This window comes from Corynebacterium sp. ACRQK, from assembly GCF_022345965.1.
Taxonomy (GTDB): Bacteria; Actinomycetota; Actinomycetes; order Mycobacteriales; family Mycobacteriaceae; genus Corynebacterium.
Map to the genome: position 1 here is coordinate 342220 of NZ_JAKRMU010000001.1, position 24541 is coordinate 366760.

At 64.0% G+C, this 24541-nt stretch carries 18 protein-coding genes and 2 pseudogenes; all 20 read right to left on the reverse strand.

The genetic code is table 11. The annotated features are described in order from the left end of the window. Positions 1 to 3: 3 nt before the first annotated feature. The 20 genes and pseudogenes from trmD to MHX63_RS01700 all read right to left on the reverse strand — a co-directional run bounded on the left by trmD (position 4) and on the right by MHX63_RS01700 (position 24506). The gene (gene trmD, locus MHX63_RS01605) at positions 4 to 852 is read right to left on the reverse strand and encodes a tRNA (guanosine(37)-N1)-methyltransferase TrmD (protein WP_239386951.1); all 849 of its coding nucleotides are present in this window, start codon (positions 850 to 852) and stop codon (positions 4 to 6) included. 2 nt (positions 853 to 854) lie between these two features. After that, positions 855 to 1418 (reverse strand): ribosome maturation factor RimM, encoded by a 564-nt coding sequence (gene rimM / locus MHX63_RS01610; protein WP_239386952.1) that lies wholly within the window; start codon positions 1416 to 1418, stop codon positions 855 to 857. A gap of 3 nt (positions 1419 to 1421) precedes the next feature. Then, the gene (gene gdhA / locus MHX63_RS01615) at positions 1422 to 2765 is read right to left on the reverse strand and encodes an NADP-specific glutamate dehydrogenase (RefSeq protein ID WP_239386953.1); all 1344 of its coding nucleotides are present in this window, start codon (positions 2763 to 2765) and stop codon (positions 1422 to 1424) included. Positions 2766 to 2978: 213 nt separating this feature from the next. After that, positions 2979 to 3500, reverse strand: a complete 522-nt coding sequence (rpsP, locus tag MHX63_RS01620; protein ID WP_239386954.1) for a 30S ribosomal protein S16 — start codon at positions 3498 to 3500, stop codon at positions 2979 to 2981. Between the two features lie 259 nt (positions 3501 to 3759). Next, complete coding sequence (ffh, locus tag MHX63_RS01625) at positions 3760 to 5349, reverse strand: signal recognition particle protein (protein ID WP_239386955.1); 1590 nt, start codon at positions 5347 to 5349, stop codon at positions 3760 to 3762. Positions 5350 to 5464: 115 nt separating this feature from the next. Beyond that, a pseudogene (locus MHX63_RS01630) lies at positions 5465 to 5605 on the reverse strand (P-II family nitrogen regulator); the annotation flags it as partial. A gap of 2 nt (positions 5606 to 5607) precedes the next feature. Continuing rightward, a pseudogene (locus MHX63_RS01635) lies at positions 5608 to 5841 on the reverse strand (ammonium transporter); the annotation flags it as partial. A gap of 308 nt (positions 5842 to 6149) precedes the next feature. Beyond that, the gene (gene ftsY, locus MHX63_RS01640; RefSeq protein ID WP_239386956.1) at positions 6150 to 7607 is read right to left on the reverse strand and encodes a signal recognition particle-docking protein FtsY; all 1458 of its coding nucleotides are present in this window, start codon (positions 7605 to 7607) and stop codon (positions 6150 to 6152) included. Between the two features lie 44 nt (positions 7608 to 7651). Beyond that, positions 7652 to 11287, reverse strand: coding sequence for a hypothetical protein (locus MHX63_RS01645; protein ID WP_239386957.1), 3636 nt, complete (start codon positions 11285 to 11287; stop codon positions 7652 to 7654). A gap of 21 nt (positions 11288 to 11308) precedes the next feature. After that, positions 11309 to 14797, reverse strand: coding sequence for a chromosome segregation protein SMC (smc, locus tag MHX63_RS01650; RefSeq protein ID WP_239386958.1), 3489 nt, complete (start codon positions 14795 to 14797; stop codon positions 11309 to 11311). A gap of 20 nt (positions 14798 to 14817) precedes the next feature. Beyond that, positions 14818 to 16293 carry a sodium:alanine symporter family protein gene (locus MHX63_RS01655; RefSeq protein WP_239386959.1) on the reverse strand — a complete coding sequence of 492 codons (1476 nt, stop codon included), beginning with the start codon at positions 16291 to 16293 and terminating at the stop codon, positions 14818 to 14820. A 114-nt stretch (positions 16294 to 16407) separates the two neighbouring features. Then, on the reverse strand, positions 16408 to 17274 hold the full coding sequence (gene mutM, locus MHX63_RS01660; RefSeq protein ID WP_239386960.1) for a bifunctional DNA-formamidopyrimidine glycosylase/DNA-(apurinic or apyrimidinic site) lyase: 867 nt from the start codon (positions 17272 to 17274) through the stop codon (positions 16408 to 16410). Further along, positions 17267 to 18001, reverse strand: coding sequence for a ribonuclease III (rnc, locus tag MHX63_RS01665; RefSeq protein ID WP_239386961.1), 735 nt, complete (start codon positions 17999 to 18001; stop codon positions 17267 to 17269). Before rnc ends, mutM begins: the two co-directional genes overlap by 8 nt. 51 nt (positions 18002 to 18052) lie before the next feature. Next, entirely contained in the window at positions 18053 to 18595 is a 543-nt protein-coding gene (locus MHX63_RS01670; protein WP_239386962.1) for a DUF177 domain-containing protein, read from the reverse strand. 18 nt (positions 18596 to 18613) lie between these two features. Beyond that, positions 18614 to 19369 carry a DivIVA domain-containing protein gene (locus tag MHX63_RS01675; RefSeq protein WP_239386963.1) on the reverse strand — a complete coding sequence of 252 codons (756 nt, stop codon included), beginning with the start codon at positions 19367 to 19369 and terminating at the stop codon, positions 18614 to 18616. Between the two features lie 59 nt (positions 19370 to 19428). Continuing rightward, positions 19429 to 19914 carry a pantetheine-phosphate adenylyltransferase gene (coaD, locus tag MHX63_RS01680; protein ID WP_034986378.1) on the reverse strand — a complete coding sequence of 162 codons (486 nt, stop codon included), beginning with the start codon at positions 19912 to 19914 and terminating at the stop codon, positions 19429 to 19431. A 10-nt stretch (positions 19915 to 19924) separates the two neighbouring features. Next, entirely contained in the window at positions 19925 to 20494 is a 570-nt protein-coding gene (locus MHX63_RS01685) for an RsmD family RNA methyltransferase (RefSeq protein ID WP_239386964.1), read from the reverse strand. A gap of 54 nt (positions 20495 to 20548) precedes the next feature. Beyond that, the gene (locus tag MHX63_RS01690) at positions 20549 to 20761 is read right to left on the reverse strand and encodes an acetyl-CoA carboxylase biotin carboxyl carrier protein subunit (RefSeq protein WP_239386965.1); all 213 of its coding nucleotides are present in this window, start codon (positions 20759 to 20761) and stop codon (positions 20549 to 20551) included. 40 nt (positions 20762 to 20801) lie between these two features. After that, positions 20802 to 22967: an ATP-dependent DNA helicase RecG gene (locus tag MHX63_RS01695; RefSeq protein WP_239386966.1), complete on the reverse strand. Its 2166-nt coding sequence runs from the start codon at positions 22965 to 22967 to the stop codon at positions 20802 to 20804. 3 nt (positions 22968 to 22970) lie between these two features. Then, complete coding sequence (locus MHX63_RS01700) at positions 22971 to 24506, reverse strand: DAK2 domain-containing protein (RefSeq protein ID WP_239386967.1); 1536 nt, start codon at positions 24504 to 24506, stop codon at positions 22971 to 22973. Positions 24507 to 24541 lie beyond the last annotated feature (35 nt).

Here is a 24541-nt window from a genome sequence, read left to right on the forward strand (position 1 = left end):
TTGCTAGGGCTCTAGCCTGTCCAGATACGCCCGATCTGCCTTGGATAGCTCCACGTTTTCCAACAGGTCCCGGCGTATTTTTTTGGTTCGGGCGAGGGACTGTTCACGCCGCCACTGCGCAATCTTCGCGTGATTTCCACTGAAGAGCACGTCGGGCACGTCTAGCCCGCGCCACTGCCGGGGGCGCGTGTAGCTGGGGCCTTCCAGCAGCCCATCCTGGAAGGAATCCTCCTGGTGGCTGGCTTGGTTGCCCAGCACGCCGGGGATCAGCCGCACCATCGCCTCGGCCATGACCAGCACGGCGACCTCCCCGCCGATCAGCACGTAGTCGCCAATGCTGACTTCTTCCACGCGGTAGCGGTTCTGTGCGTCCTCCACCACTCGCTGGTCGATGCCCTCGTAGCGGCCGCAGGCAAACACGACGTGTTCTTCGGTGCTCCACCGTTCTGCCATGTCTTGGGTGAACGGTTTTCCTGCGGGTGTGGGGACAATAAGCAGAGGTTTTGTGACGCCACCTGCCTCCTCCCCTAAAGGCTCAGCATCGCCATTGGTAGTGGCTGGGCGCAGGTTGCGCTTGTGCTCCGCGGAGCTTTCCAGGTCGCTGACTGTGGCCGCCGGGCCGGTGCCGGCCGCGACGTCGTCAAGAGCAGGCCCCCAGACCTCGGGCTTCATCACCATGCCGGGGCCACCGCCGCACGGGGTGGAATCCACTGACTGGTGGACGTCGCTGGTCCAGGCGCGCAGGTTATGCACGCCAACGCTTAGGATCCCCTGTTCGATGGCTTTACCCAGGAGCGCGTGGCGCAGCGGCTCTAAATATTCGGGGAAGATCGTTACTACGTCTAGGCGCAAAACTAGCTCAGCTCCAAAAGCCCCTCAGGCGGGGTGAGTACGAGGATCTCCTCTTCCAGGTCTACAATCGGGACAATCTGGTGGCGGAAGGGTACGAGCACTTCCTTTCCAGCGGTCGGCAGCTGGGATTCGGCGTCAATTAGAATAGCGAGCAACTGCCCGGCCGGAGTGTGCTCAACGGCAACAACTTCTCCGACCAGATCCCCAAGCTGGATCTCGTCGCCCTTCAGGTCTGTGCTGGGGGCGAGGAGGTAGGCGGTGAGACCTTCGAGTTCGTGGTCGTAGAAACCATCGTCGTCCTCATCGTGCACGGGAGCGGCGAAGAAGCGCACGCCGCGCAGGGACTCGGCAGCCGTGCGGTCGGCGATCTCCTCGAAGGTGACCAGCAGGCGCCCCTGGTGCGGGCGGGAGGAACGGACGGTCAAGGACAGCTCCTTGCCCGCTTGCTTACCCTTCAGAACCTCGCCGGTGGCGAAACGCAGTTCGGGGGTGTCCGTCGTGGGATCAACGACCACCTCTCCCCGCACGCCGTGGGGCTTGATCACCCGGCCGATCTGCAACTCCATAGGCTAGATAACACCCTGTGCCAGCATTGCATCGGCCACCTTGCGGAAGCCGGCGATGTTGGCGCCGAGGACGTAATCGTCTTCGCGGTCATATTCCCGGGCCGTCCTATCGCAACGCTTGAAGATTCCACGCATAATGTCGCGCAGGCGCTTGTCCGTGTAGTCGAAGGTCCAGGAATCGCGGGAGGCATTCTGCTGCATCTCCAGAGCAGAGGTAGCCACCCCACCGGCGTTGGCAGCCTTACCTGGGGCGAAGAAAATCTTGCGCTTGCGGAAAGTCTCTATAGCCTCCGGGGTGCACGGCATGTTCGCACCCTCAGCGACGTAGCGGCATCCGTTGTCGGCGAGCAGTATTGCCGACTCGCCATCCAGTTCATTCTGGGTGGCGCACGGCAGAGCCACGTCGGCCTCAACCTCCCAAATGTTGCCACCCTCGTGGTACGTCACCCCGTCGGTCTCCTTGGCGTAGTCAGAAAGGCGAGCGCGGCGCACCTCCTTGATGTCCTTCAGAAGTTCGATATCCACGCCTTCGGGGGTGCACACATAGCCAGAGGAATCAGACATAGCCACGACAGTTGCCCCGAGCTCCTGAGCCTTCTGAGCCGCGTAGATGGCGACGTTACCGGAACCGGAGACGATGACCTTGGCACCGTCGAAGCGATCGTCGTGGGCACCCATCATTTCCTGAGTGAAGTACACGGTGCCATAGCCAGTGGCCTCGGTGCGAACCAGGGAGCCACCCCAAGTCAGGCCCTTGCCGGTGAGCACGCCGGACTCGTGGCGGTTCGTCATGCGGCGGTACTGGCCGAACAGGTAACCGATTTCGCGACCACCCACGCCGATATCACCGGCGGGAACGTCGACCTCTTCACCGATGTGGGTGTGCAGCTCCGTCATGAAGGACTGGCAGAAGGACATGATCTCGCGGTTCGACTTACCCTTCGGGTCGAAGTCGGAGCCGCCCTTACCGCCGCCGATCGGCAGGCCGGTCAGGGAGTTCTTGAAGATCTGCTCGAAGCCGAGGAACTTGATGATGCCGAGGTTCACCGAAGGGTGGAAGCGCAGGCCGCCCTTGTAGGGACCAAGCACGGAGTTGAACTGCACGCGGAAACCTCGATTGACGCGAACTTCGCCCTCATCCGTGATCCACGGGACGCGGAAGATGACCTGCCGTTCCGGCTCACACATGCGCTCGATGAGTGCGTAGTTTGCGTAGTGCTCGTCCTTCTTCAGGACGTACGTCAAGCTGTCCAGCACCTCCGCAATGGCCTGGTGGAACTCAGGCTCCCCCGCGTTGCGTTGAATGATCTGCTGGTAGTAACCGCTGACGGTTTCTTCGACGTTCATAGAGACTTGCCTCTTTGCCCTCTTGCATAGGTTCAGATTCGGCTTTAGCCGCTTCTGTGATGACAGCTACTAACCTTACTCCCTATGATCGACGACACCTTCACCGCTGTGCATACGGGGGCAATGAGGCCGCATTCAGGCATGCAAAAACCCCAGATGAGCGATGCGCCCACCTGGGGTTAGTTAGCCGCTAGTGCAAAGGAACTCTGCGAACTACTCTGCAGACTCAGCCTCAGCCTCGCCCTCGGAGTCAGCAGCCTCAGCCTTCTCGGCCTCCTCAGCTTCCTTGGCAGCGGCCTCTTCAGCAGCGGCAGCCTCAGCAGCGGCCTTAGCCTCTGCCTCTTCCTTGGCCTTGCGCTTCTTCTCGGTGATAGCCTCAGCAGTCGGGCCATCGGCAGCCTCAGCCAGAGCCTCGTTGAACAGGTCCAGCTTGGACTTCTTCTCCTCGGCCACCTTCAGGGTGCCCTCGGCGCCCTCGATGCCCTTGTGCTTCTGCCAGTCGCCGGTGATCTTCAGCAGAGCCAGAACCGGCTCGGTCGGCTGTGCACCGACACCCAGCCAGTACTGTGCGCGCTCGGAGTCGATCTGGATCAGGGACGGCTCCTGGGTCGGCTGGTAGATGCCCAGATTCTCGATGATCTTTCCGGAACGCTTGGTGCGAGAATCCTGAACGACGACGCGGTACTCCGGGGTACGGATCTTACCCAGGCGCTGCAGCTTAATCTTGACGGCCATGTGATGGCTCCCTTTCTTCTAGTTGGTCACTGGGCAGTTCAGACACTCTGCGAAAAATCTCTGCGGAAACCCGCTGAAAATTCTTCTGGCCAGAGCCGGTTCAACCCTTCGTATTTTTGCTGCGCGTGACCACCGGCCGACCGTGGTCGGGGACGGTGTTACACAGACAACCAGAATAAGTGTAGTAGCCGGCACCCACGGGAACCAAATCCCCTGCTGGAGGTGCCGGCTACTTCGGTAAAGACTACTTCAGTGCCCGCTACTTCTTCGGAAAGTTCATCTTCGACAGGTCAATGCCTTCGAAGCCTGGGGGAAGCTGCTCCTGCATCTTCTCCAGATCCTTCATGCTAGGCATTCCGCCACCCATGCCCGGCATGCCCGGCATCCCCTGGCCGCCGGGCATGCCCCGGCGCATGTTCTTGCGGTTCTTGTTCTTGGCGTTCTTGCCCTTCTTTCCCTTCTTTCCCTTGCGGTGCACCTTCTGCTTCTTGGTCGCAGACCGGCCGCCCATGCCGAACTGGCCAGCCATCTTGCCCATCATCTTCTTGGCCTCGAAGAAGCGGTCCACCAGCTTGTTGACGTCGGAAACGCTCACGCCAGAACCGTTGGCGATGCGCTTACGGCGGGAGGCGTTCAGGATCTTTGGGTCCTGGCGCTCAGCCGGGGTCATACCGCGGATGATGGCCTGGATGCGGTCCAGTTCCTTTTCATCCACCATGTCGGCCATCTTCGACATCTGGGAGCCACCGGGCATCATCTTCAGGATGTTGCCCAAGGGACCCATCTTGCGGATCATCAGCATTTGCTCGAGGAAGTCCTCCAGCGTCAGGTCGCCGGAGGCCATGCGCATGGCGGAATCTTCGGCCTTTTCTGCGTCCAATACCTGCTCGGCCTGCTCGATCAGGGTGAGCACGTCACCCATGCCGAGGATGCGGTTGGCCATGCGGTCCGGGTGGAAGACGTCGAAGTCTTCCTGCTTCTCGCCGGTGGAGGCGAACAGGATCGGCTTGCCGGTGACCTCACGAATCGACAGCGCAGCACCACCGCGGGCGTCACCATCCAGCTTCGTCAGGACGACACCCGTGAAGTCCACGCCATCGCGGAACGCCTCGGCCGTAGTAACGGCATCCTGGCCGATCATGGCGTCAATAACAAAGAGCACTTCGTCGGGCTCCACCGCATCGCGAATGTTGCGCGCCTGGCGCATGAGCTCCTCGTCAATACCCAAGCGACCCGCGGTATCGATGATGACGATGTCGTGCTGGCTGCGGTAAGCCTCCTCGATACCGCGCTGCGCGACGTCGACGGGATCCCCGTGGCTAGTGCCCATCTCGTGATCGTGGGAATCCAGGCTGGTGCCCGGGTCCGGAGCGAAAGTCTTCACGCCGGCGCGCTCACCGACGATCTGCAGCTGCTGCACCGCACCCGGGCGCTGCAGGTCACAGGCCACCAACATGGGAGTATGGCCCTGCTTGGCCAGGTGCAGGGCCAGCTTGCCGGCCAGGGTAGTCTTACCAGCACCCTGCAGACCGGCCAGCATAATGACTGTCGGCGGGTGCTTAGCCAGATTCAGCCGGCGGGTCTCGCCGCCGAGGATCTCCTTGAGTTCCTCGTTGACGATCTTGATGACCTGCTGTGCCGGGTTCAGCGCCTCGGATACCTCTGCCCCGGCGGCGCGCTCCTTGATGCGCTTAATAAAGGCGCGCACCACCGGGAGGGATACGTCTGCCTCCAACAGCGCAAGGCGGATCTCGCGCGCGGTGGCATTAATATCAGCCTCGGACAGCTTGCCCTTGCCACGAAGACCCTTCATGGCAGATTGCAGGCGGTCTGACAAAGACTCAAACACTATTTAGTGCTCCCTTGTAGGTATCGGAGGTTGGCTTATAACTCCCCTAGCTTAGCCAGTGGCCTACACGACAGTCACATTTCACCGGTGTTTTACAGCGTTTTACAGTGCTGCTTTACAGCGCATCCTCTCCACGCTCGCCGGTACGCACGCGGATCACCTCGTCAACCGGGGTGATCCAAATCTTTCCGTCGCCGATCTTTCCGGTGCAGGCAGCACTGACGATCGCGTCGACGATGCTATCCACCGAGGCGTCCGCCGCAGAACGATTGCCATGCAGGCGATGACGCCACCTATGAATCCAATGACGATGGAAGTTAGGGGCGTCAACGTTCCAGCCGCCGGTGTGATCGTCACCAGACCTGCCACGGCGCCAGAGGCAATGCCCAGGGAGGTAGCGGCGCGGTCGCGGATAGTTTCACAGAGCATCCAGCCGAGCATCGCGGCCGCAGTAGCGACCGTGGTGTTGATCCAGGCCAGACCAGTCATGCCGCCGTAGAACAGTGCAAGGCCTGGGGTCATGAGCAGCACCAGCGACGCGCTGATGAGCATCCAAGCCGAATTTCCGGAGGTCAGTACAAGTTGATCTGGGGTTATTTTTCACATCCATATCTGTGAGTCTCAGCACTTGTGCTGCAAAGAATAAAATGCTGAAAACTCGCATTCAGGAAGGAAAAAATTTTTGAGACGCAGATCCCTGAACTTTTGGCCGGTCAACGCGAATAACCCCGTACGCTGCACACATACGGGGTTATTTACGTAAATTTTTTAATTTTTTCCTGTCCGAAGGGGCTTATTTTCTACCCCAGCAATGCATCGACGAAGCTCTCGACCTCGAACGGAGCCAGGTCGTCCGCGCCCTCGCCGAGGCCCACCATCTTCACTGGCACGCCGAGTTCTTCCTGTACCTGGAAGACGATGCCGCCCTTTGCGGTGCCGTCGAGCTTGGTGAGCACCACGCCGGAAATGTCCACGACCTCGCGGAACGTGCGCGCCTGCATGAGGCCGTTCTGGCCCACGGTCGCGTCCAGCACCAGCAGCACCTCGTCGACCTTCGCCTTCTTCTCCACCACGCGCTTGACCTTGCCTAGCTGGTCCATCAGGCCCACGCTGGTGTGCAGGCGGCCGGCGGTATCGACCACGACGACGTCTACGCCGGCATCGATGCCCTTCGCCACCGCGTCGAACGCAACGGAGGCTGGGTCTGCTCCCTCTGCGCCGCGTACCGTTTCTGCCCCCACTCGACGCCCCCACGTCTCCAGCTGGTCAGCTGCAGCCGCACGGAACGTATCCGCCGCGCCGAGCAGAACCTTGTGGCCCATGCCGATGAGCACGCGGGACAGCTTACCGGTGGTGGTGGTCTTACCGGTTCCGTTGACGCCTACGACCATGATCACGGCCGGCTTGCCCTCGTAGGGCATGGCCTTGATGGAGCGGTCCATGTCTGGCTTGCAGGCGTCGATCAGCGCCTCGCGAAGCATGGCGCGGGCTTCTTCCTCGCTGGATACGCCATTGACGGCGATGCGCTCGCGCAGGTCGTCTACGACCTTCATTGTGGTTGGGGTTCCCAGGTCGGCCATCAGAAGGGTGTCTTCGATCTCCTCCCATGCGTCCTCGTCGAGGTCGCCGGCACTCAGGATACCGAGCACACCGCGGCCGATGACGTTCTGGGACTTGGACATGCGGCCGCGCAGCTTACCCAGGCGGCCCTGGACGGGCGCGATCTCCTCGCGCTGTTCCGCGGGGGCTGGCTCGGGCTCTGGCTCGGGCTCCGGATCTGGCTCGGGTTCGGGTTCCGGCTCGGGCTCAGCGACAGGCTCTGGCTCCTCCACCGACTCTGGCTCGGCAGTGGGAGCCGGAGCCGGGGTGGCCTTCGGAGCCTCTGGTTCGGGAGTCGGCTCGGGCTCAGGGGTTGTTTCCGGCTCGGGAGTCGCTTCTGGCTCGGGCGTTGCCTCTGGGGTTGCCTTCGGGGTTTCCTTCGGGGTTTCCTTTGGCTTCTTCAGCTCCTGGTCCGGGCGCAGTTCCGGCTGCTTCTCGGCGGTCGCGGCACCGGCTCCGGCGCCTCCGCCGGCGGTGAAGTTAAACCCGCCCTGGGCCTTGTAATCGCCACTGCTGGGCTTCTTCTGTTCAATCTCCTCCTTCTTCTCGAAGGAAACCTGCTTCGCCTTGTTCCGGCGCAAACCCAGAACGACAAGAATCGCCACCACGATGGCGAGAACCAAAAGTCCAATGAGGACCCACATCAAGACAGTATTCATAGCCTCCAGTGAATCAGAACTTCGCGGCTAATGCCGACTCACGGTTAGACAGTCGGCCCAAACACACCGCGCACCATGGCATCTGCCATGACGATGTCCCCGGTCACTAGGTCCGGCACCAGCCGCGCCATGGCCGCCCATCCCGGATACGCGCTGAGCAGTTTGCCCAGGCTGGACATCTTCTTATGTGCGTACATACGGGTGGCTAAGGCGAAAACCATGGAGATCACGGGCGCCAACGCCCAGCGGTTTTCCGGAGTGTCGGTATCCACACCCTCCAGCCGGTCGAAGCGCACGCGCGCGGAGAGGTACAGCTGCCGGTTCGCGGCCTTCACCTTGCGCAGCAGCGTGACGGCGGTTTTCATCAACTCCGGGTCGCCCAACAGTTCGGAGAGTTCGGCGCGCTTGTCGAAGCTCTCGAACACGGCGACGAGGCGACTGTTCTCCTCGCTCAGTGCGCCCGGCACCACCCCGGCCTTGCCGAAAAACATGTCCAGCACGGCCTTCTGCTGTGCCGGATCCATGTGCGCGATCTGCACGGTGGTGCTGTCGATACATGCGGTATCCAGGGATACGTCGCGGCCAGTATCGACCGTCTGCACAGCGGGCTGCCCGGCGACCTTCTTGAGCTCTTGCCGCAGGCGCTTGTCTTGTTCTTTTTGTTCTGACGCCCCTTCGGGGTCAACCAGCGACATGTCCCCCAGGATCTCGAGTGCTGCGATCCACGGGGTATTCGAACGTTCGGATTCATCCCCCACCAGGGTGGAGTGCACCAGCCCGGACAGGATGAACTGCGCGGGGCGGTCGGCGGCGGGAACCAGGGACTGCGACATCGCGTGGACGGATTCCCGCGGGTTGTTCGTCAGCGCGGTGCGCAGGTTGTCCAGTGCGTCGAAACGTCCGCGCAGCCAGCCGGCCTGCACGTCCCAGAGGGTGGACAGCGTGGCGGTATCGCTGGGGAGCTCTTCGGATTCGCCCGCCAGGAAGGCGGCCAGCTGCACCCACGGGTCTGTGTCGGCGTCTTCCTTGTTGGCTCCGAAGTAGCCCTCGGCTTGTGCGACGGCGGCGTGTTGGCCAGCGGCGACGGGGGCTCGCAGGTAGTTGAAACGATCGCGGCCGAACAGTTGCACACTCAACGGGCCGGCTCCCACAAGCTCGGCAGGCAGGGTGCCCTGGGCTAGAGTGCCCTGCGCCAGGGAGCCCTTCGCACTTGGCGTGGCCTGCAGCTCCACGAAGTATGCGGGTTGCCAGGGCGCGGTGATGGGCCAGACCCACGCGCCGGCGCCCGGTACGCCGAACTGCACCGGGGTCTCCTCGGATTCGTCCTCGCCGTGGATGAACAGGGCATCCCCGTCGACGGAGGCGGTGTAGTCGAATCCGGGCACGATGCGGGCCAGGCGAACGCTTACGCGGCGGTCCTCTACGAACTCCAGCTCGATGGCTCCAGAGGTCAACGTGGCCAGGGCCCCGGCAGCGTTCGAAAGGTCTACAAACCAGGTGACCTCGTCTATCGTTTCCAGCTTCAGGGTGCGCACGGGCGAGCCGTGGTGGTTGCGGATCACCACGCGGGCGTCATCCATCAGCGCCAGGTTCTCCGCCTTGGATCCCATGCCGGGGCGGAAACCGGGGCGTACACGGAAGCGGGTCTGCGTGTCGATGGCACGGGCGGAGACTTCGATGGGGTCGGTGCGCCACATCGGATCCTCCCCCTGCATCGTCAGCTGGTAGCGCAAGCGGGAGGGCTTGACGATGACGGGCAACGCGTCGCCCGCGTCGGTCTGTACGACGGTGGTGCTAAAGCGGTCGGTGGGGCCGAGCTTTTGCGGCGCGATCTTCTCGAAGGGCTTCTCCCCCGGCAGCAGGCGGACCGTCACGGGGCTTAGTCCCCCGGCCATCGGCAGGCGAGTTTGGGTACTGGGCCCGCCGAACTCCATCTCCAGGGAGAGTCCCTCCACCAAGGCGTATTCATGGCGGAAGGATTCGTTGCGAGGGCCGCGCAGGCGCACCAGGTACTCGCCCACCCAGGGGCTATCCCACGCCTCGGGGTCGAAGACGTCGAACACGCCGCCCTCGGCGGGCACCTCTAGCGGTTCCTCGTCGGAGACGGCCTCGCCGGTCTCCCCGGGGCCAGCATAGGCGGAGACAGACAGGTACCAGATCTCGTCCGCGCCGGAAATCGTCGGCGGGAATTCCACCTGCAGGCTCTGGGAATGGATCACCTTGCCCGTGGTGGTCTCCACGCCGCCCACCACGTCATCGGGCTCCACGAACTGGGCGCGCTGGCGCGGATCTACGGCACGCACTCCGGCCATGGACGGGCTGCGCTCACCCGGCTTGGCGATGTGCAGGCTCAGGCATTCGCTCAAGTCCAGCCGGCGGATGACCCACCCGTTCCAGCTCTTCATCGGCTGTTCTTCCAACACTGGGATGTCCGCCCCGGTCACCGGATCCACGGCGGAAGTCTCGGCGGGAACCACCACGTACACCTGCTCGTGATGCAGGGAAACCCGGTCGGTTAGGTCCGTGCCGCGGATGGTGAACACCAGCACCGGATCCTCGGTATCCACCAGCGGCAGCTGCCAGTGCTGGCCGTCGTTGGCGTTACGCACGCTGACCTTGCGCAGCGGCTGGCGCACAGGAATGTCCAGGATCTCGGTCACGGCCCTTCCTGCGTTGTCCGCGTGCATGGTGCGGAAGGCCGCGGGTTCGCCGTCGAAATCCAGGCGCCAACGCACCTCGGTGTGCACCTCCCCCTCGCTCTCCAGGGGCTGCGAGGGCAGGCGCAGAACCACGCGCTGGCGCAGCGTATCTAGCTGCAGGCGCGGCTGGTCTTCGCGGTGTGCCACGCCCACACTGTGACGCCGATCCTGCGTGCCCACCGGCCTTTCCCGCAGCTCTTCAATCACATCCTCCAGAATGAGTGCGGGCAGCTCCACGGCGGGAAGCGTGTACTCCCAGGAGTCCGGGTGCGCGGCGGCGTGGGAGACGATCTCCACGATCGGGGCGATCAACTTTACCGCCGCCTCCGGCAGGGTGGCACACAGCGGACCTACCTGGCGCGGTTCATCGGCTAGCTCGGCCACGACTGCCCGCGCAATACCCGCAGCTTCGCCCCTCTCCCCACTGTCCTCACTGGCTTCACTGTCCGCCTGGTGGTTATCCACCAGCTCGATCAGCTCCGGCACCCAGTCCGAGGCGATCCCCACGTGGGCAAACAGGCGCCCGAGCTCCCCGTCCGGCCCGCCGGATACCGCATCCATGGGATCCAGCCCAGCGGCGGAAAGTAGTTCCCCAAAGCGCCCCTCGATCAGCTGGGTACGTGTGGGCGTCGGCTCCAAACCAAGGCCGTACCAGTACTCGGCTGGCAGTTCCGAGACCTCGTGGAACCGCGCGGCGCGGGAGAGCAACGTGGCGATCGTCAGCGCGGGACAGGCCTGCAGCAGGGCCTCCTCTGTGGAACCGGCGGCGACTTGGCGGGCGATGAAGGTGCCGAAGAATCGGCTGGTGCGCTCCAGCTCGTCACCGTCGATGTCTAGCTCTACGAAAAGTTCCACGTCGGCCAGCTTCCCGGCCAGCGCCGCCTCGGTGGACGAGGCCCACGGCAGGAGCGAATCCTGCATGTCGGAGATCGGGCTGGTGGTAGGTGCTGCGCTGGCTGGGATCTTCTCGCTGGAACTCACGCGACCATCCTACGTCACCGGTCAGGCGGTCTTCTCGGGAGCCATCCTCTGCGAAATCACCCTGGTCACGCCATCGCCGCGCATTGTCACGCCGTACAGCACATTCGCTACGTCCATGGTGGGCTTCTGGTGGGTAATAACGATCAGCTGGGAATCCTTCCGCAGCTCCTCGAACAGGGCGAGCAAGCGCCGCAGGTTCACGTCGTCCAGGGCGGCCTCGACCTCGTCCATCACATAGAACGGGCTCGGGCGCGCCTTGAAGATCGCCACCAGCATCGCCAGCGCGGTCAGGGACTTCTCGCCACCGGACAGCAGCGACAAGCGCTTGACCTTCTTGCCCGGCGGGCGGGCCTCGACCTCAATGCCGGTGGTCAGCATGTCATCCGGGTCGGTGAGCACCAGCCGGCCCGCGCCACCCGGGAACAGGGTGCTGAAGACCTGCGGGAAGGCAACCTCGACATCCTGCCAAGCCTCGGTGAACAGCTGCAGGATCGTGGCATCCACATCCGCGATCACCTCATGCAGGTCATTGCGCGCCCGCTCCACGTCGTCCAGCTGCTGGGCCAGGAAGTTGTAGCGCTCCTCCAGCGCCTTGAACTCCTCCAGCGCCAACGGGTTCACCTTGCCCAGGGAGTTCAGCGCCTTCTCGGCCTTCTTCAGCTCGGCCTTGGTGGCGGCCGCGTCGAAGTCCTCCGGCAGTTCCTCGGCCAACAGCTGCTCGGCGGTGAGCCCCAGCTGCTCCATTGCCCCAGCCACGGCCTGTTCGATCTTGACCTGTGCCTGGGTGCGTGCCAGCTCGGCGGAGTGTGCGTTGTCGTTCATGCGCCCCAGGTGCGCGGTCAGCGCGGAGACCTTGTCGCGCTGCTGTGCCATCGTGGATTGCCACTGCTTGTGCGCCTGCTCGGTGTGCGAGCGGTTGGCCTCGGCGGTGGCCAGCGCGTCGGCGATGCGTTCGGCGATGCGCTGGGCCTGTTCGCGCACGCAGGTGGCCATCTCGCGGGCAGCTGCCCGGCGGGCTTGTTGCTGTTGGTGGTGCTTGCGCGCGGCCTCTTCCGCTCGGGCCTGTCGGCGCAGGTTTTCTGCCCGGCCGCGGGTGGATTGCGCGCGCTCCTCGGCAGTACGCTGCGCCAGGCGGGCCTCCATCTCCATGGCCTTGACCTGCGAGAGGTGCAGAGCGGCGGCATCTCGCTCGGCCGAGGAAGGCTCGGTCGTGTGCTCTTCGTCGTCCACGCGCGCCACGCGGTCGGCCAGCTCGTCGAGTTCCTCGGTGGCCTTAGCCAGGCGCTGTTCGGCGGATTGTTGTTCGGCGGTGCTGCGCTCCAGCTGGCGTTGCGCGGCCTCGCCCTGCTTCTGCAGTGCGCTCAGGCGCTTGGCCGCCGCATCACGCAGTGCCCGATGCTCCTGTTCCGCCGCCCGCGCCGCAGCCGCGGCGGTACGCAGGTCGCTGGCCGCGTCAAGCGCACCGGATAGTGCGGCCTGCAGGTCGCCTAGTTCCTTCTTTTTCTTTGTGACGCCCTCTGTCTCCGCCGCAATCTTATCCGCCAACTCGACAGGAGTTGTCCCGCCGGAGCCGCTGGCGACCCACCCGGCGCCGTAGACGGAACCTTCCTTCGTCACCGCGCGCAAGCGCGGATCCGCGGCCACGACCTTCCGGGCTTCCGCGGCACTGCCCACGGCCACGACGTCCACCAGCAGGGCTGTCAGGGGGCGCAGCAGGTCGGCGGGTACGTCCATCAGATCCAGTAGCCACTTGCCTGCGGAGACGTCCGTATCCAGGCGGAACGTCGCGCTGGTATCCCCCTCCGGGGCTCCCGGGTCCAGCAGCACCGCGCGGCCTTCGCGGGCATCGGTGAGGGCGGAGATGAGGGCGTCAGAAAGAGGGGCAACAATTCCCGAGCTCGCCGCATCGCCCAAAACGGCGGCCGCGGCGGCACCCCATCCGTCGTGAATGTGCAGCTGCTCGGCCAGGCGGCGGGTGGCGATGTCCTCCTTGTCGGCGGCGCGGACAACCACCGCAGCGCCGTCAGTGGGTGTCAGGCGGTCCTGCCAAGCGGCAATGGTGGCCTCGGCGGTGGCGATGTCGCGCTCCAGCTGCAGCTGCTCGGCGCGCAACTGTTCGGCGCGCTCCTCCGCACCGGCGGCCTCGCGGTCGGCCTGGGTGCGGGTTTCCTCCAGGTCGCCGCCGGAGGCTTCGGTCTCGCGCAGAGCCTCCTCCGCCTCGGTGATGTCCTCCATCAGGCCGTCGAGGGTTTCCTGCTGCTCGGCAGCATTTTCTTGCAGGCGCTCGACCTCCGCGGCGGCGTTGTCGCGCTGGGTGGCGGCGGCCTCGTGCTGGGCCAGCAGGCGCACCACGCCCTCGCGCCGGTCGGCAATAGCGCGGACCTGGGCGAAGTGTTCTTGTTCGGCGGCGCGGGCGGCTTCCTCGGCCTCGGCGACCTGCTCAGCGATCGTCTCCAGCTTCTCAGCGGCGATCTCCACGTTCTCTTCCAGCTCCGCCTGCTCCTCGGCAGCGCGCTCGGCGCGTTCCAGCAGCTCTTGCGGGTCGGGGCCCGACCATTCGGCGACCTGAGCCTGATCCGCACGGTCGGTGGCGATACGCAGGGTGGCGGAGTTCTTCTCCTGCACTGCGGACAGCCGGTACCAGAGGTTTTTCGCCGCCTCGGCTTCCTCCAGGGCTGTGCGTAGTTCTTCCTCGGTGACGGCCAGAGTCTCGCTGTGTTCCTCCAGCTCCGCCTGCAGTTCAGCGCGCTGTTCGGCCAGCATTTCACTGCGCCGCGTCGAGTCGTTGAGCTCTTCGGATAGCTGCTTGACCTTGTGCGCAGCCAGCTGCACGCGCGTGCTGCGGATGGTGGCCTGCACGGCGGAGGCCTTCTGCGCGGCCTCTGCCTGGCGCGCCAGCGGCCCGAGCTGTTTGCGCAGCTCGTCGGTCAGGTCGTGCAGGCGGTCGAGGTTGGCCTGCATGTTGACGAGCTTGCGTTGCGCCTTTTCTTTTCGACGCCGATGCTTCAGCACGCCGGCGGCCTCCTCGATGAAGGCGCGGCGCTCCTCGGGCCGCGATTCCAGGATCTGCGATAGTCGGCCTTGCCCGACGATCACGTGCATTTCGCGGCCGATGCCGGAGTCACTCAGCAGCTCCTGGATATCCATCAGGCGGGCCTTGGCCCCGTTGATCTCGTATTCCGACGCGCCGTCGCGGAACATGCGGCGGGTAATGGAAACCTCGGAATATTCGATGGGCAGTTTGCCATCGGAGTTGTCGATAGTCAGAGTGACTTCCGCGCGCCCCAGTGGCTTGCGGTCCCCCGTTCCGGCGAAGATAACGTCTTCCATCTTCCCGCCACGCAGGGTCTTCGCCCCCTGCTCCCCCATGACCCAAGCCAAGGCATCCACAACATTGGATTTTCCGGAACCGTTGGGTCCCACCACAGCGCAGATGCCCGGCTCTAATTTCAGGGTCGTCGCGGACGCGAAGGACTTGAATCCTTTGAGCGTCAACGACTTTAAGTGCATTGCCTGATGCTATCAAACAGCTAGGCGGTTGCCTCGTTGTGAACCTCGCGGCGCTGGCACTCCGGGTCCGTACCATCCCAGCACTCGACGTTCTTCAACTCCGGCAGACTGTCGCGGTGGAAGATCGGATCCATGCCCGCGGCCTTCTGCTTGGAGAAATCTCGCAGCAGCTTGATGGCCACGCCTCCCAGCGGGACGATGGCACAGAGGTTAATCAGAACCATCGTGGCCGCAAAAGTGTCGGCCAAGGACCACACCAGCGGGACGGTACCGATGGCGCCGCCGAACACACAGAGCACGACGAGCACGCGGAAAATGTTCAGCTTGGTCTTGGACTTGGTGAAGTACTCCACGTTCGCCTGGGCAAGGTAGTAGTTGCCCAGCACGGAGGAAAACGCCAGGAAGAACAGAATGATTGTAATGAAGTGAGTGCCCCACTCACCCACCTGCGCCGACAGCGCGCTTTGAGTCAGGTTGGCCGTCTGCACACCCTCGCCATAGGCCGGATTGGACAGCAGGATGATGAAGGCCGTGATGGTACAAACCACCAGCGTGTCGAAATATACGCCCAGGGTCTGCACCAGGCCCTGCTTGACCGGGTGGGATACCGCCGCGGTGGCCGCTGCGTTCGGGGCGGAGCCCTGGCCGGCCTCGTTGGAGAACAGGCCACGGCGCATGCCGTTCATGAACGCCGCACCCAGGGTGGCACCGGCGATCTCCTTGATGCCAAGAGCATGCTCCACGATGGTGGCGAACATCGCCGGAACTTCGCTGATGTTGATGGCCAGCACGATCACGCCCAACAGAATGTAGGCACTGGCCATAAGCGGGACGATCACCTGGGTGGCATTAGCGATGCGCTTCACGCCGCCGAAGATAACCAGCGCGGTCAGAGCGGCCACCAGCAGGCCCGTAGCGATCTTCAGCCAGGTGGCATCGGGCGCAATATTGGGGTTCAGGGAGTGCAGGGAGGAACCCGCGGCCTCCGCGATGGAGTTGGTCTGCACGGCGTTGTACACAAAACCGTAGGTGATGGTGATGGCGATGCCGAAGATCAGCGCCAGCGGCTTCACGCCCAGCCCCTTGGTCATGTAGTACGCCGGGCCACCGACGTAGCCATCCTTATCGCGGGTCTTCCACAGCTGCGCCAGCGTGGCCTCCACGAAGGCAGTCGCGCCGCCGACGAGGGCGACGATCCACATCCAGAACACCGCGCCCGGGCCGCCCAGGGTAATGGCGATAGCCACGCCCACCACGTTGCCTGTGCCCACGCGGGACGCTGCCGAGATGCTGAAAGCCTGGAATGCGGAGATGTTCTCTCCGCTCTTGCCGACCGCCGGTTCCTTCACCGAGCGGAACATGTCCGGCACCATGCGGATCTGCACTACCAGGGTGCGAATGCCGAAGTAAGCTCCGGCTGCGAGCAGGAAGACGGGGATGATCTTCCAAATATTTTCGTTTAGCGTATTTGCCACGAAATTTTCAATTGTTTCCATGCGCAGAAATTTACCCGAAACCCACGCCAGAAAATAAATGCCCCCGATCCTCTTTATCTACCTATCCTTGCAGCTCAGGAAGCTTTAAGGTTTAGCCGTCCACCCGCGCTACCCCTACTTCTGGCACGTCGCGCAATAGTGCGTCGATCGCCCGCCGACGACAACCCGCTTGATCGGCGCCCCGCACCTCTTACAGGGTTCACCGCCGCGCCCGTACACGTTCAGCGAGCGCGAAAAGTACCCCGACGCACCGTTAACGTTCACATACAGCGAATCAAAACTGGTGCCGCCCTGCTCCAAGGCGCGCTCCATCACCTCCGCCGCCGACTGCAACACCCGGTGCAGGGTGGGTCTACTCAGCAGAGCCGCGCTGCGCCGCGGACGCACCCCGGCCAGAAACAGCGCCTCGTCGGCGTAAATATTGCCGATGCCGGAGACGACCTCCTGGTTCAGCAATACCGTCTTCACCGCCGCGCGCTTGGCCTTCATCCGCTCTACCGCCGCCTGCGCGTCGAAGGCAGGCTCTAGCGGATCGGCACTGATGTGGCTGACGTTCTGGGGTAAAAAATTTTTTGGTGACGCCACCCCAGCCCCCACTGCCCACGGATCCGGCACGGCCTTTTCCAACCGCCACTCGCCGAAGGTTCGCTGATCCACGAAGCACAGCTCACGCCCATCGGATAGTCCCGCCCGGATGCGCACGTGCGGGGATTGCACCTGGCCGGGCTCGGCCACGAGCATCTGGCCACTCATGCCCAGGTGCACTTGCAGCAGGAAATCCTCTCCGAAGTCCAACCACAAAAATTTTCCGCGGCGTTTCACTGCGGTGACGGTGGCGTCACGAAGAAAAGAAACAAGAACTTCCGGGTCCCCGGAGCGGACAGCACGTGGGTGACAGACCTCGACGTCGGTAAAGCGGCGGCCGACCAGGTGTTCTTCGAGGCCGCGGCGGACGACCTCAACCTCGGGGAGCTCAGGCACGTTCGTTGAGTTTCTGCACGGCCTGTTTGGCGGCGGCGTGCTCGGCGACCTTCTTCGTGTGGCCCTCGCCGTGGGTCACCAGGTCCTCGATGGTGACGGTGGCATAGAAGGTCTTGTCGTGCTCCGGGCCTTCGCCGCGCACCTCATAGGTGGGCAGGGGCAGTTTCATGTTGGAGAGCTTCTCCAGCAGTACGGTCTTCCAGTCCATCGTCAGGCCGGTGGTGGGAGCCTCGGTGATCTTGTCGGCGAACAGACGCAGCACCGTGGCGCGGGCAACCTCGAAGCCGTGGTGCAGGTAGATCGCGCCGAGCATGGACTCCACGGAGTCCGCCAGGATGGAGTGCTTATCCTTGCCGCCGGTCAGCATCTCGCCGCGGCCGAGCAGGATGTACTCGCCCATGCCGAGGCGACGCGCGACATCCGCCAGGGCGTACATGTTCACCACTCCGGAGCGCATCTTCGAGATGTCGGATTCCGCGCGCTCCGGGAACTGGCGGTACAGCTGCTCCGCGACGGCCAGGCCCAGCACCGCGTCGCCCAGGAACTCCAGGCGCTCGTTGTTCGGCAGGTGGCCGTTTTCGTTGGCGAAGGAACGGTGGGTCAGCGCCAGTCGCAGCAGTTCATCGGGCAGCTCCACGCCCCACGCCTCCAGTAATGGTGCGTGGTCAGACTTGCCATAGGCGGCGTTGAGGGCGGCCTCGCCGGTCAATCGGCGTTTACGAGCCATGTGGTTTCGGGATGCCTTTCTTTAAGGGCTATAAGGGGGCTTCTTGCGGCTTTAGAGGTTCTTGAACTTCTCCAGGCCGGCCCAGCGCGGATCCGGGCGATCCTCTGCCTCGGCTTCCTCGCTGATGCCGTCCGGCGCCGGAGTGTCCTCGCGGCATTCGGCACCGAAGTCGGCGCACACGGGGCTGAACGGTGCGTTCAGGCCGGCCTCGTCGATGACCAGCTGGGTGATGTCGATGGCGTTGTCCTGCACCAGCAGCGGCTCTTCCTCGTCTTCAGCATCGTCGCCCTCGGGGCTGTCATCGGTGATGAAGTCCGGGGTCAGACCGAAAACGTCGCTGATGGAGTACTCCAGGGTGGTGGACAGGTCCTGCAGGCAGCGGGAGCACGTTCCCTCGGCCTCGCCACTGACCTGCAGGTTGGCCATGATTGCCTCGCCCAAGTTCGCCAGGGTTCCATGAACTTCGACGGGTGCGCCCTCTGCCACGCCCAGCATGTTGCCGCCCCACGGTACGGGGGACGCCCCCTGGGCGTCGACCGGCTCGCTGAGTCCAGTTGGGATGTCGCCGACTGCAAGAACGAAGGGGTTACTCATACCCTTCTTTCTACCCGTCTATCGCTGCTGACGGTAACCGTGGGGGTCGGGGTCGTTCTGGTATCCGGAAGTTCCATTCTGGTAGCCGGAGGCACCAGCGCCCTTGCGCAGTGCGGAACGGTCGCGGTTGACGGTGCGCAGTGTGGTGGTGAGGGTGTCCTCAAACTCGGCCAGGGTGGAATCGACGTAGCGATCACATTCGGTGCGCAGCCGGTCGGAGTCCGCATGGGCGGATTCAACAATGCGGTTGGCCTCGGCCTCTGCGTTACGGACGACCTCGGATTCGGAGACCAGGCGGCGCTGCTCGGCCAGACCTTCGTCGACGGAGCGCTGGTAGCTGGCGTTACCGTCGCTGACCAGGCGCTCGGCTTCGTCGGCAGCGCGGGTAGTGACCGTCTCGTACTCGCGGCGAGCGTCACTGACCAGGCGGTCGGCCTGATCCTCGGCCTGGGCGACGGTGTTGGTTGCACGATCCTGTGCATCCTGAAGGATTTGGTTGGCGCGTTCCTGCGCATCCTGCACGATCGCGTCAGCCTCGGAGTTGGCGCTGGAGATGGTTGCGTCGGCCTGATCCTGTGCGTCGGCGATAATGTCGTCGCGGTGGTCGAGGACGTCCTGCGCGTCGTCCATCTCGATCGGGATCGCGTTGCGCATTTCGTCGAGAATGTCGAGCACCTCGCGCCGCGGAACCATGCAGTTGGAGGTCATAGGCACGCCGTAGGCCTGCTCTACCATTTGCTGAAGGTCATCCATACCCTGGAATGTCTTGTACATGGCCTCCACTGTGCCATCACTTGACCTCAACTACAGGTTTAGACACGCCTTGACGGGCGCTAGCCGCGGAACTTCTCCTCCACCGCCGCGACGACCGGCTCCGGCAGCAGCCCGGAGACGTCGCCGCCGTACTTGGCAACCTCCTTGCACAGGGTGGAGGACACGTACCCGTACTCCGGGGAGGTCAGCAGGAAGTACGTCTCCGCACCCGACAGGCGCTGATTCATCTGCGCCATCGGCAGCTCGTACTCGTAGTCCAGGGAGCTACGCAGCCCCTTGACCATCGCCTGAATATTGTTCTCGTTTAGGTAGTCCACCAGCAGCTTGTCCCACGTATCGACCGTGATGTTCTTCGGCCCATTGGGGATGGCGGCGATGGACTTCTCGATCAGCTCGATGCGTTCCTCGGCGGTGAACAGGCCGTTCTTGTTCGGGTTATAGGTCACCAGAACCACGACCTCCTCCCAGTTGGCAGCGGCGCGGGTGAAAATATCCAAGTGACCCAGCGTGATGGGGTCGAAAGATCCGGGGCAAACTACTCGCATGGCACCTAACCTAACCCTCGCCCCGCCAAATCGCCATGTCGAAGCGGGCGATTCCGTAGGTGCGCTTCTTGAGCTTCTGCCCGGTCGGCTCGAAGCCTTCCGGCCACGCGGTTTCGGGTGAGGAACTATTGCGCTCGACCACCACGACGGCGTCACTAGTAAGAACAGGAATCAGCGCCTCCACCATCTCGGCGACAGCCTCGTCGGTGAGCTCGTAGGGCGGGTCGGCTAGCACCATCGTGTAGTGGTTGCGCGGGGCTCCGGCCAGGAAGGACGACGCCTTAGCCTCCACCACCTGCACCTTCGCCTCGGGCACGACGCGCGCGTTGTCCTTGATCGTCTTGACCGCCGCGTCGCTATTGTCCACCAGGGTGACCTCCTTGGCCCCGCGGCTCGCGGCCTCCAGCCCGAGGGCACCGGAGCCGGCGAAGAGGTCCAGCACGACCTCGTCGACGAAGCCAAAGCGGACCTGCAGAGAGGAGAACAGCCCTTCGCGGGCGCGATCCGAGGTGGGACGGGTGCCTTCGCTGGGCACCTTGATGCTGCGGCCGCGGGCGGTTCCGGAGATGATGCGTGTCATTGTGCTTTGCAGTCCTGCCTTGATTTTTGCTCGTGGTCGATACTAGTGCCGGCCTTATTGGGCCTCGACCCGCAGAATCACGTCCCCGCCGTGCACATCCTCATAGTCCTGCGAGTTCGTCCTGCGCACCACCCCGGGCCCCGGCGCGAGCACGGGCACTTCCAGCTTCAGCGATTCCACCGTGCACAGCGCGTCGCCGGTGTCTACGGTCTCTCCGTCGACGACGAGGAAGTGCACAACTCCCGCGAATGGGGCACAGATTTCCATGCCCCAGAGTCTAGCAACTGAGTCGGAGAGTTCTTCTCCCCTAGCTCTTCTCGATGTAGTCCTGGTCGTCGATCTCGATGTCCACCACCAGCGAGCGCGCCAGCTGCTCGTCGTAGGCCACCAGCGCTTCTGCGTAGTCGCGCGCCGATTCGATGATCTCGCCGTCGGTGCTGAGGTCTAGTAGTGACGCCCTTCGCGCCGACCGCCCCGACTGGTCTTGGCCCAGGATGTCTCCTTCGGTGCGCATCTTCAGGTCTTCCTCCGCCAGGCGGAATCCGTCGTTGCTTTGCGCCACCACCTGCAGGCGGTGGAAGGAGGGGCTATCCGGCGCGGCGGTGGTGTGCAGCAGGCACAGCGAGTCCCGGCGCCCGCGACCGATGCGCCCGCGCAGTTGGTGGAGCTGGGAGAAGCCGAAGTTCTCTGCCTCCAGGATCATCATCATGGAGGCGTTGGGTACGTCCACGCCGACCTCGATGACGGTGGTGGCGACCAGCACGTCGATCTTCCCGGCGGCGAAGTCCTGCATCACCTGGTCCTTGTCGGCGGGGTCCATCTTGCCGTGCAGCATCGCCACTCGGCAGCCGGGCAGTTCCTCAGTGGCGATCCGCTCACACCATTCCTCCACACCGGAGCGACCCTCGATGCGGGGCGCGACCACGTAGGCCTGGCCACCGGCCTTGATCTCCTCGCCCATGCGCTCCCAGGCGCGCCGCACCCAGCGGTATTTGTCGGCGGGTACCACCACTGTTTCGATCGCCCCGCGCCCGCCGGGCTTGCCAACCAGCGTGATGGGCGTCAGGTCTCCGAACATCGTCATGCCCACAGATCGCGGGATCGGGGTGGCGGTCATGACCATCATGTGTGGGGTGGCATCCACCGGCGCGGATTCCCGCAACTTATTGCGCTGCTGCACGCCGAAGCGGTGCTGCTCATCAACGATGACCATGCCCAGACGGTAGAACTCCACCGAGTCTTGGATCACCGCGTGCGTGCCGACCACAATGTCGGTCTGGCCGGAGACCAGGTCCAGGAGCGTGCGCTGCTTCTCTGCCTGCTTCTGGCTGCCGACCAGTACGGATACCCGCACGTCGGTGTTTTCCAGCATCTTCACCAAGCTGCGTGCGTGCTGCACGGCCAGGATCTCGGTCGGCGCGATAAAGGCACACTGATAGCCGGAGTCCACGGCCCAGAGCATGCTGATCAACGCCACCATCGTCTTGCCGGAGCCGACCTCACCGTGCAGCAGTAGGTTCGCCGGGGTGGTTCCGCCCAGGCGGGAGCCGATGTCCTCCAGCGCCATCTTCTGCCCCGCGCTGAGGTCGAAGGGCAGCCCTGCGATCAGCTTTTCCACGTTCTCGCCCGGCGCGAGTGCCATGCCGACGCGCTTGGTGGCGTCATTGCGCCGTAGAGCCATGACCAGCTGCAGCTCGAGCGCCTCGTTGAACTTCAGCCTACACCGGGCAGGTTCGGGGCCGGCTTCGCTTGGCTGGTGGATGTGCCGTAGTGCGTCGGCGAAGCTAATCAGCGGGCGGCCCCTTCCATCCGTGGGCCAAGCGGGCGCGCCGGGGTTGCGGCGAGGAAGGGGCAGGAACTCTCCGGGTTCGTCCATTACCCGCAGTACTTGGTCCATCACTCCCAGCATCTCCGCGGTGGAGGTGCCGGGGCGGCGCTTGTATCCGGCCATCCACGGCTTGGCCAGCAGCTCCTGGGCGGCGGTCTCGGAGCCCATGACGTCCACGATTGTCTTCAGCGGCCCGAACATGCCGAACTCCGCATCCAGGGCGGGCAGGATGGATACGTAGCTGGGGTTTTTCAGCTCCCACTGGCCGTTGAATTCGGAGAGCTTGCCGTGCAGCAGCATCATCGAGCCCCGCTTGATTCGCTTTCGGTGGTAGGCCACATTCCCGAATAGCGCGGAGCGGAAGCTCCGCACACCGTCGGTGAAGGTAAAGGTCAAAAATTTTCTGGGCCCCCGCCCGGAGTGGTTGTCTTTCTCCCCCACGCTGAGGATCTCCCCGGCACAGGTGTACTTCTCCCCGACTCGCAGCTCGTCGAGCCCCTGCGGCGAGCCGAGCCGCGCGTAGGTGACGGGGAAGTTCAGCACTGCATCGGCGATGGTTTTGATGCCGGGCTTGTCGGCCAGCCGCTTCGCGCGGTCGTTGGAGATCGCAACCGATAGTGGGCGCGAGTCCTGCCACCCCAGCATGGGCTACTCCACCCCGATCTGCACCAGGCACGGGTCGTAATCGTTGCCTTGAAGTTCGATGTGGTGGTCGTCGATCTGCACGTCTGGGTATAAGTCGGCGAAGGTTGCTTTCAGCCCATTAATGGCGGTCTGGTCAGTCGCCGGGTCGCTCCACAGCAGGGTCACCAGCTCGCCACCGTCGGCCAACATGGTGCTGAGGGTATCGACCATCGTGTCGGGCGGGCACGTGGCGAAGCGTTGCGCCTCTACCGCGTCGATCATTTCCTCGACATTGTCATCCCAGTCCACGGTGGGGTCGTTCACCGCAAGCGCCGCCAGCCCGCCGACCAGCGATTTCGTATCGATGATATCGACCTCTCGCGTCCCGTCTAACCCCTGCAGCGCGGCAACGTTCTGCCCGTTGGTCAACACGGCAACCGGCCCGTCGCCCAGTTCCTGCACCGCTTCGCCCAGGGTTTTGTTGTTTGGTGACGCCACCGCCACCGCCCCCGCAGCCTCGAAAAGTCGCGCGACTCCGCTGGTGGGCGTGAGCGCGACGATGAACGGTCCTTGGCTTTCCGCCCGAGCTTGGGTACCCACGGGGGTTGGTGTAATTGGGGTTCCGCTGTCGCCGGTTTCCCCACCGGCCGGCAGAACCTCGATGCGCAGGTCGGTGACAGTGCCCAGGGCGAAGGCCTTCTCGATGACCTCGCCCGCTCGGTTGGTGTGCACGTGCGCGGTGCCTGCCTCCGGCCCTAGGGGTCCGACGATGACCGAGTTGCCGTGGGCCTCCAGCAACTCCCGCAGGGCGTCCAGGTTCCCCTCGAAGAAGAACATCACCTCGACCTCTTGCTGGGTTCGCTCATGGTCTGGCGTGGGGGCGTCCTCAATAAGACCTGCACCGTCCAGAACATCGACCAAGGCCTGCAGGATCACCACGAGGCCCTGGCCGCCCGCGTCCACCACCCCCGCTTCGGCGAGGACGGGCAGCTGGTTGGGGGTGTTGGCCAGGGCTTCCTCGGCGGCGTGGAGGGCGCGGGTGGCGACGTCCGCGAGGTTCGGCTCGGCTTCGTGGGCGGCGGTGGCGGCGGCATCGAGAACACTGATGACGGTGCCCTCGACGGGCGTGGAAATTGCGGTGCCGACAAAGCCCACCGACTGCGAGAGAGTATCCGCCACGGCTGGGCCGTCGATGTGACCCTGCGAAGCCGCCTCGGCGAGAGCGCGCATCACCTGGCTGAGCACCAGGCCGGAGTTTCCGCGGGCGCCACGAACTGCGCCGGTCGCCAGGGCGATGGTGACCTCGGGGAGGCTGGCGCCTTCCTCCAGCGCCTCGACCGCCGAAACTGCGGTGGTCATGGTGTGCGCCATGTTGGAGCCGGTATCGGAATCCGGGATTGGGAAGACGTTTAGGGCGTTAATAGCCTGGCTCTGCTCGCGCAGCCGGCTGGCCGAGAGGCGAGCCCACTGGGCGACAACACGCGCGTCGAGCTGAGCGGGCGCCTGTTTTATTGGTTGTGCTTCAGCCACCGGCTGCGCCTCTGCCTTCCTGGATTTCACTCCCACTACCCTAGCGAACCAGCCGGACAGCAGGG